Raw genomic sequence first — 7940 nt, forward strand, 5'->3', positions numbered from 1 at the left:
CGATCCCGCGCCGATGTGCACGTCGGCCCCGACCAGCAGCGCGGCGGCATCGATCAGCACGTTCGGCAGATACGCCAGCGACAGCAGCGTCAGGCCGAGGGCGCCGACCACGCCGCCCGCCGCCCGATAGGTGTCGCCGATCGACGACCAGTGCGCGAGGAACGAGATCAGGGTGACCGCGCCCGCCACCAGCAGCAGCCGCCCCAGCGCCCGCAGCGCCGCCCGCGCGCCCGGCGCCACCCATTCGGGCAGGTAGGAGAGCACGAGTTCGCGCACCGGATGTCGACGGCTCGCTATCCCGATCACCGCGGCGACCAGATGCAGTCCGAGCACCCAGCCGAACGCGGCCAGCGTCGCGGGCGGCTGCAGCGCCACCACCGCCGACGCGTCCTCGGCGACGGCCAGGCAGACAGCGGTGATCAGCAGCGGACCCGACAGCGCCGCGCCCACGATCCAGCCCAGATCGGCGCGGGTGGCGTCGGGTTCCACCGCGCGGGCGCAGTCGCGGGCGACCGACCACAGCATCAGCCCGGTCGGCAGCAGCGGCAGCACGCCCAGCGAGGTCTTGCCGATGACCAGCGGAACCTGGTGCACCGCAAGCCATCCCGCCGCGATCGCGCCGGACGCGCCGGTCATGGCGCTGCCCGCCGCCCACAGCGTGACCAGGACGAGGACCACCACGGTGACCATGGTGAAACTCGACGTGCGGGCCGCGATGAACAGCAGGACCTTGGCCCGCTCGGGGCTCAGGGAGAGAAAGACGTTGTCCTCGGGCGGTGGGCGACCGGATCCGGTGCGGCGGCGAGCGGATGTGCCCGCCGGCTCCCGGTTCTCGTCCCACCGGACCAGAGAGGACCTCATGACACCACCTTGCCGATCGTGGGCGACCGGAGAAGCCCCGGCACCTGGCTCACGAGAGTTCAGCGTGACACCTGCAGACGCGTCGGCGAGTCAGGCGCGCCGGTCGGGGCGCGGCTGACTCGCCGACGGTCGCGCGGTTACTTCTGGTCGTCCTCGGGACGGAAGGCCTTGGTGGCGTCCGCGGCCGGGTTGGCGGTCTGGCCCTCGCCGAACGGCTGGGCGCTCTGGCCGGGCTGGCCGGCCTGACCGAAGTTCAGCGATCCGTACTGCTGGCCCGACTGGCTCGGCTGCGCGGAGATGTGCTGGGTGGCGTTCTCGTCACCGGCCGGCTGCGACGGACGCGGCGGCTGCGCGCCGTAGGCCGACTGCGCACCCGGCTGGGCGCCGTACTGCTGACCGTACTGCTGCTGGCCCTGCTGGCCGTAGGTCGGCTGCTGACCGGAAGGCTGCTGGCCGTACTGGCCCGGCTGGCCGTAGGACTGCTGACCGTACTGACCGTAGGACTGCTGCCCCGGCTGCTGCGCCGACTGGCCCTGGCCGTAGGACGCCTGCTGACCGTACTGGCCGTAGGACGCCTGCTGACCCGCCTGCGGCTGCTGCCCGTAGGCGGCCTGCTGGCCCTGGCCGAAGGACTGCTGCTGGCCCTGGCCGTAGGAGGCCTGCTGGCCGAATCCGGCCGCGGCCGGTTTGGGCGCGGGTGCCGCGAGGATCCCGGTCTCGAACAGCACGGCGACCACCGCGGCCGCGGTCTGCACCAGACCCAGGAACAGCACCACCCAGGCGCCCCACGCCAGGCTGATCTCCTCGGGCAGGGTGAACGACTGGACCAGCAGGCCGAGGAAACCGGCGGCGCTGGCCGCGGCGGCGGCGCCGGTCCAGTTCTGCTTGGGTAGCAGCGAGAGGGCGGCCAGCAGCCCGCCCAGCAGCAGGAACGCCAGCAGCGGCGAGATGCCGATGGCCTTGAAGAAGGTCTCCGATTGGGACTCGGTCTTCACGCCCATGCCGAGATCCTGGGCCTTGGTGGTGGCGTACGCGGTGAATCCCAGCAGGAAGTTGATGACGCCGAGGGCGGCGACACCCACGGCCAGGAAGAACGGCAGCCCCTTGGCACTCGATTCCGAGGTGCCGGAACCAGCATCGGCACCACTTCCCGGCTGGCCGAAGCTGGTCGCGGAAGAGGGCGTCGGTGCGGGCGCGTTGTACCCGGAGCCCCCGGTCGGGTATGACATGTCGTCGTCTCCTATCGAGTCCTTCATGGTCTACACGGCTGGATGCCCTCACTGACGCTACTGCAATCACGCGTCCTGGTCACGGGCACAGCGTCCGGCTCGGTCCTGGGCCGATGCCGCTGAACCCGTGGACGCGTCCGATCGTGTGGTGGAGAGAAGCGATTGGAGGTATCCCCATGGATATCAATGAAATGTTCTGCATGGTCGTGCGCGCGCTGGGCCTGTGCCACGTGTTCCCAGCACCCTGACCCACCCACCCTTTCCCGCCTAGGCACATTCCCTCTTTTCCGGCGCGCTTTTGGCCGGAATCCATAGGCGAGGTTCCGGCCAAAAGCGTGCCGGAAAAAAGAAAGTCGTGCCGAAATCGACCAAGGCCGCCTTCCCCGAAACGGGAAGGCGGCCTTGGTGCGTCACGACATCGCTCAGGCGGTGACGCTGGCCTTCTCCAGGATCTCCCGCGCCAGGGCGGCGGTCTCGGACGGCGTCTTGCCGACCTTCACGCCCGCGGCCTCCAGCGCGTCCTTCTTCGCCGCGGCGGTGCCCGACGAACCGGAGACGATGGCGCCGGCGTGGCCCATGGTCTTGCCCTCGGGGGCGGTGAAGCCCGCGACGTAGCCGACGACCGGCTTGGTCACGTTGGCCTTGATGTAGGCCGCGGCCCGCTCCTCGGCGTCGCCGCCGATCTCGCCGATCATGACGATGAGCTTGGTCTCGGGATCCTTCTCGAACGCCTCGATGGCGTCGATGTGGGTGGTGCCGATGACCGGGTCGCCGCCGATGCCGATGGAGGTCGAGAAGCCGAAATCGCGCAGCTCGTACATCATCTGGTAGGTCAGGGTGCCCGACTTGGAGACCAGGCCGATCGGGCCCTTGCCGGTGATGTTGGCCGGGGTGATGCCGACCAGCGCCTCGCCCGGGGTGATGATGCCGGGGCAGTTGGGGCCGATGATCCGGGTCTTGTTGCCCTTCTCCACGTTGTAGGCCCACGCGTAGGCGGTGTCCTGCACCGGGATGCCCTCGGTGATGACCACGAGCAGCGGGATCTCCGCGTCGATGGCCTCGATGATGGCGTCCTTGGCGAACTTCGGCGGCACGAAGGCGATCGAGACGTCGGCCCCGGTCTCCTTGATGGCCTCCGCGACGCCGCCGAACACCGGCAGCTCGACGGCGTTGCCGTCCTTGTCGGTGTGCGAGACGGTGGTGCCGGCCTTGCGGGCGTTGACGCCGCCGACGACCTGGGTGCCCGCCTTCAGCATCAGCGCGGTGTGCTTGGTGCCCTCGCCGCCGGTGATGCCCTGGACGATGACCTTGGAGTCCTTGTTCAGGAAGATAGACATTTGACCTGTTTCCTTACTTGGCCGCAGCCAGCTCGGCGGCCTTGTCGGCGCCTTCGTCCATTGTCTGCGCCAGCGTCACCAGCGGGTGGTTGGCGTCGGCGAGGATCTGGCGGCCCTCGTCGACACGGTTGCCGTCGAGACGGACGACCAGCGGCTTGTTGGCCTCGTCGCCCAGGATCTCCAGGGCCTTCACGATGCCGTTCGCCACGGCGTCACACGCGGTGATGCCGCCGAACACGTTCACGAACACGCTCTTGACCTGAGCGTCGTTCAGGATGACGTCGAGACCGTTGGCCATCACCTCGGCCGAGGCGCCGCCGCCGATGTCCAGGAAGTTGGCGGGCTTCACGCCCTGGTGGTTCTCACCGGCGTAGGCGACCACGTCCAGGGTCGACATGACCAGGCCGGCGCCGTTGCCGATGATGCCGACCTCGCCGTCGAGCTTGACGTAGTTGAGGTCGTTCTCCTTGGCCTTCAGCTCCAGCGGATCGGTGGCGTCGATATCCGCGAACTCGGCGTGGTCGGCGTGCCGGAAGTCGGCGTTCTCGTCCAGGGTGACCTTGCCGTCGAGGGCCAGGATCTCGTTCTCCGGGGTGCGGACGAGCGGGTTCACCTCGACCAGGGTGGCGTCCTCGTTGACGAACACCTCCCACAGCTTCTGGATGGTGACCGCGGCGGCGTCCAGGACGTCGGCGGGCAGGTGGCCCTGCTCGGCGATGGAACGGGCGAACGCCAGGTCCACGCCCTTGACGGCGTCGACCGGGACCTTGGCCAGGCGATCGGGCTTGGTGGCCGCCACCTCTTCGATCTCCATACCGCCCTCGACCGAGCACATGGCCAGGTAGGTGCGGTTGGCGCGATCGAGCAGGAAGGAGATGTAGTACTCCTCGGCGATGTCCTTCGCCTCGGCGACCAGGATCTTCTTGGTGACGTGGCCCTTGATGTCCAGGCCCAGGATGTTGGAGGCGTGGGTGAAGGCGTCCTCGGGGGTGGCGGCGTACTTCACGCCACCGGCCTTACCGCGTCCACCGACCTTGACCTGCGACTTGATCATCACAGGCTTGCCGATTTCGGTCGCGATCGCACGGGCGTCCTCGGCCGAGTCCGTGACCCGGCCTTCCGACGAAGGCACTCCGTGCTTCACGAAGAGCTCCTTCGCCTGATATTCGAAGAGATCCATGTACTCACCGTCTCGTCTGCGTTGTTGTACAACGACTTTGTTGGGGCCCGTCGTCGGAGAGCGGGTCGGGTCGGACTCTAATCAGTCACACGGACGGGAAATCAGCCGCATACAGCCTAAGTGGCGCAGGTCACGGGAGTGCATACGGGGCACCAAAACCGCTGGCCAAGGCTACTGGCGAGTAGGTTGCGGCGGCCCAGCCAGGTCGCACCGGAGAAGCTCGAGATACGGCTCCGACTACTACATGTCGTCGTCGATTGCGCGCGCCCGATTCCCCGGTCGGTGGCGGGATATTCCCCTCTGTTATCGTGATCAATCTCACATGTCAGGACAGAGGGACCGTAGCGCTTGCCGAGCTGCAATCGTTTCGTTACCGTCGATGCGGTCGATGTCACAGCACGGTCACGACGTCGGCGGGAACAATACGTCCCGCGGACGGCACAACATGCGTAATCATGGTGGGACTCGGAAACGACACAGGAGGACGGCAGGCTTGTTGCAGCACAGCGCTCCGCAGGTAGAGAGCCGCTTCGCAGGCGATCCGTCTTCTGTACCGCTTCGCCCCGAGTCGGACACCGTTCGATGAGCACGGACCCGTTTCAGCAGGGACATCGAGCCCAGTCCGCACGGCGTTACCGCCAGGACGGTGAGGCCTTCGGTCCCCGCCCGTTCGGCGACCCGGGCTCGTTCGGCGGATACGCCGGTCCCGCGGCCGCTCCCGTGCGGCCCTCCCAGACCCCCGCGTGGGGCGCCGGGCCCGGCCAGTGGACCCCGTCTCCCGCGGAAAATGCCTGGGACCAACAATCTTCCGGCCCCGCCTGGCACGCGCAGTCCGCTGATACGTCCTGGGACCCGCAGTCGTCCGAGCCCTCTTGGGACGCGTGGGAAACGTCGGACTCCACCGACCACGGCGACTACGACTACCGCGCCGCCGACGACGACAAGCCGTTCGACAGCGGCTGGCCGCGCACCGACTCCGGCACCGCCGTCCCCGCCGAGCCGATCGCCCGGCCCACCCGGGTCCAGGCCCGCCGCGCCGGGGCGCACCGGATGCCTCCGCCGCCCACCGCGGTCAAGGGCCGCGCCGCGGTCGTCGCGGTCGCCGCGGGCGCGGTCGTCGCCGCGGGCCAGGCCACCGTGCAGGCGACGGGCCAGAACCACAGCTCGACCGCCGACTACCAGGCCGACGGCCAGGTGCACGAGATCGCGCCGCAGGCCGTGAGCATCGCCGATCCGGCCGCCGCCGCGCCCCAGTCCTCACAGCTGGTGAGCGTCGCCCCACTGACGGATATCAACCAGTTCAGCGACATCCTGCAGCACGGCCAGCAGTTTGCCGCCGACCTGGCCGCGGCCGAGGCCGCCAAGCTGCGCCCGCTGTACACCCGGTTCGCCTACGGCAACTTCACCTCCACCTTCGGATTCCGCTGGGGCGCACCGCACAACGGTGTGGACGTCGCGGCACCGATCGGTACCCCCATCTACGCCGTCGAGGACGGCACGGTGATCGACGCCGGGCCGGCCTCCGGCTTCGGCATGTGGGTCCGCCTGCGCCACGACGACGGCACCGTCACCGTCTACGGCCACGTCGACACCACCACCGTCAGCGTGGGCCAGCGCGTCATGGCCGGCGACCAGATCGCCACCGTCGGCAACCGCGGCTTCTCCACCGGCCCCCACTGCCACTTCGAGGTCCACCTCAACGGCAACCAGCCCATCGACCCCATCCCCTGGCTGGCCTCCCGCGGTATTTCGCTGGGGCCCGAGCGGGACTGAGGCGGCCCCGGCCAAAAGCGTGCCGGGGCAATGAGAGTGCGGTGCCGGGGCATTGAGAGTGCGGTGCCGGGGCAATGAGAGTGCGGTGCCGGGGCAATGAGAGTGCAGCCCGCTGAGGGCAAGGCCCGTCCCTTCATGTTCCCGGCATGCTTTTGGCCGGGAACATGAAGACGACCGCTACAGCTTGACCAAAGTGCGGCTGTATTGGGGGATCAGGCGGATCTTCCCCGCCGTGCCGAAATCGATGGTGACCGTGGCGAGGGCGCCGAAGCCCTCGGCGGCGACCACTCGGCCCAGGCCGTATTTGTCGTCGCTGACTCGGTCGCCGACGGCGAGGACGAGGTTGGTGTTGTTGCGCTTGCCGGAGGCCGGGGCCGGGCGGCGTGGGCCGCGGTCGCGCACGCCCGGGCGCTGCTGTTCCGACCAGCCGTCGCCGCGGGTCCAGTCGCGCTCCAGGCCCTCGTCGTCGCCGCGGCGGCGGAAGCCGCGGCCCACCGGCGAGGCGGCGGGCTCGAGACGCTGCCAGTCGACCAGGTGGCCCGGGATCTCCTGCAGGAATCGTGATTCCGGATTCGACACCGGCTGCCCCCAGCCCGAGCGCACCACCGCGCGGGTGAGATACAGACGGCGGCGGGCACGGGTGATGCCGACGTAGGCCAGGCGGCGCTCCTCGGCCAGCTCGGCCGGGTCACCCAGCGCGCGCATGTGCGGGAACTGCCCGTCCTCCCAGCCGGTCACGAAGACGACCGGGAACTCCAGGCCCTTGGCGGTGTGCAGGGTCATCATCGTGACCACGCCCGTGCCCTCGTCGGGAATCTGGTCGGTATCGGCGACCAGCGACACCCGCTCCAGGAACGCCGCCAGCGATCCGGGCTCCGGCTCGCCCTCCGCGGCCTCCGGGACCAGGCCCTCCTCCCGCGCGGCCTCGACGTTGTTGCGCGCCTCGGAACTGAATTCGCGGGCGACGCTGACCAATTCGTGGAGGTTGTCCAGGCGGGCGCCGTCCTGCGGATCGTCGGACGCCTCCAGCTCGGCGCGATAGCCGGTGCGCTCCAGCACCGCCTCGACGACGGCCCCGACATCCGGGAAGTCCAGATCCGCCTGGGCGCCGGCCGCGCGGATCTCGTCCATCATGTCCACGAAACCGGCGATCGCCCGCTGCGCACGCGTATTCAGCAGCGCCACCTTGCCGTCGGCGGCATCGCGCAGGGCGGCGGCGAATCCGATGTCGCGCTGCTCGGCGTGGACGGCCACGCACGCCTCGGCGCGGTCGCCGATGCCGCGGCGCGGGGTGTTGAGAATGCGGCGCAGGCTCACCGCGTCGTCCGGATTCTCCAGGACCCGCAGGTAGGCGACGATGTCGCGGACCTCTTTGCGCTCGTAGAAGCGGACGCCGCCGACCACCTTGTAGGGCAGGCCCATCCGGATGAAGATCTCCTCCAGCGCGCGGGAGTTGTTGTTGGTGCGGTAGAACACCGCGACGTCGCTGTAGTTGTAGTCGCCCTGGTCGATCAGGCGGTCGATCTCGCGGGCCACGAACGACGCCTCGTCGTGCTCGTT

General features: G+C 69.2%; 6 protein-coding genes. 1 reads left to right on the forward strand and 5 read right to left on the reverse strand.

Annotated features, from left to right (window positions below; translation table 11 throughout):
- From ON41_RS27135 to sucC, 4 genes are all read right to left on the reverse strand, one after another.
- Positions 1-861 (reverse strand): cell division protein PerM (locus ON41_RS27135; RefSeq protein ID WP_246829614.1); only part of this gene is annotated, 861 nt, incomplete at its 3' end.
- Positions 862-998: 137 nt separating this feature from the next.
- A complete protein-coding gene (locus ON41_RS27140; RefSeq protein ID WP_040750679.1) occupies positions 999-2090 on the reverse strand; it encodes a DUF5336 domain-containing protein in 1092 nt (363 codons plus the stop codon).
- Positions 2091-2512: 422 nt separating this feature from the next.
- Positions 2513-3427, reverse strand: coding sequence for a succinate--CoA ligase subunit alpha (sucD, locus tag ON41_RS27145; protein ID WP_040750680.1), 915 nt, complete (start codon positions 3425-3427; stop codon positions 2513-2515).
- A gap of 13 nt (positions 3428-3440) precedes the next feature.
- Positions 3441-4607 carry an ADP-forming succinate--CoA ligase subunit beta gene (sucC, locus tag ON41_RS27150; RefSeq protein WP_040750681.1) on the reverse strand — a complete coding sequence of 389 codons (1167 nt, stop codon included), beginning with the start codon at positions 4605-4607 and terminating at the stop codon, positions 3441-3443.
- Positions 4608-5189: 582 nt separating this feature from the next.
- On the opposite strand from sucC, the gene ON41_RS27155 reads away from it, so the two are divergent.
- Positions 5190-6380, forward strand: coding sequence for a M23 family metallopeptidase (locus tag ON41_RS27155; protein WP_040750682.1), 1191 nt, complete (start codon positions 5190-5192; stop codon positions 6378-6380).
- A 177-nt stretch (positions 6381-6557) separates the two neighbouring features.
- Here the strand turns inward: ON41_RS27155 and ON41_RS27160 are convergent.
- Positions 6558-7940 (reverse strand): 3'-5' exonuclease (locus ON41_RS27160; protein WP_040750683.1); only part of this gene is annotated, 1383 nt, incomplete at its 5' end.

The sequence above is a fragment of the Nocardia transvalensis NBRC 15921 genome (assembly GCF_000308875.1).
GTDB lineage: Bacteria > Actinomycetota > Actinomycetes > Mycobacteriales > Mycobacteriaceae > Nocardia > Nocardia transvalensis.

Bases quoted from the DNA above. Each gene is read 5' to 3' on its own strand.
- sucD (WP_040750680.1), bottom strand. From the start codon at position 3,427: ATGTCTATCTTCCTGAACAAGGACTCCAAGGTCATCGTCCAGGGCATC.
- ON41_RS27155 (WP_040750682.1), top strand. From the start codon at position 5,190: ATGAGCACGGACCCGTTTCAGCAGGGACATCGAGCCCAGTCCGCACGG.
- sucC (WP_040750681.1), bottom strand. From the start codon at position 4,607: ATGGATCTCTTCGAATATCAGGCGAAGGAGCTCTTCGTGAAGCACGGA.
- ON41_RS27140 (WP_040750679.1), bottom strand. From the start codon at position 2,090: ATGTCATACCCGACCGGGGGCTCCGGGTACAACGCGCCCGCACCGACG.